Origin of the sequence: Neobacillus niacini (assembly GCF_023715415.1) — a bacterium.
Taxonomy (GTDB): Bacteria; Bacillota; Bacilli; order Bacillales; family Cytobacillaceae; genus Neobacillus; species Neobacillus niacini_C.
In genome coordinates, this window is sequence record NZ_JAMBOB010000072.1 from 1 (window position 1) to 400 (window position 400).

The 400-nt window shown below is 60.0% G+C and carries 1 protein-coding gene; it reads left to right on the forward strand.

All coding sequences use genetic code 11. From position 1 onward, the window contains the following. Positions 1-400 (forward strand): class I tRNA ligase family protein (locus M3189_RS26605; RefSeq protein WP_251639818.1); only part of this gene is annotated, 400 nt, incomplete at both ends.

Genomic DNA, 400 nt, shown 5'->3' on the forward strand with positions numbered 1-400 from the left:
GTGCTGGACCGCTGGGCGGTCGGCTGCGCGCAGGCGGCACAGGAAGATATCCTGAAAGCCTACGAATCCTACGACTTCCATGAAGTGGTGCAGCGCCTGATGCGCTTCTGCTCCATCGAGATGGGCTCGTTCTACCTCGACATCATCAAAGACCGCCAGTACACCGCCAAGGCGGACAGCGTGGCGCGTCGCAGCTGTCAGACCGCGCTGTTCCATATCGTGGAAGCGCTGGTGCGCTGGATGGCGCCGATCATGTCCTTCACCGCAGATGAAATCTGGGGCTATCTGCCGGGCGAGCGTGAGAAATATGTCTTCACCGGCGAGTGGTATGAAGGTCTGTTCGGCCTGGCCGACGACGAAGCGATGAACGACGATTTCTGGGATGAGCTGCTGAAGGCTG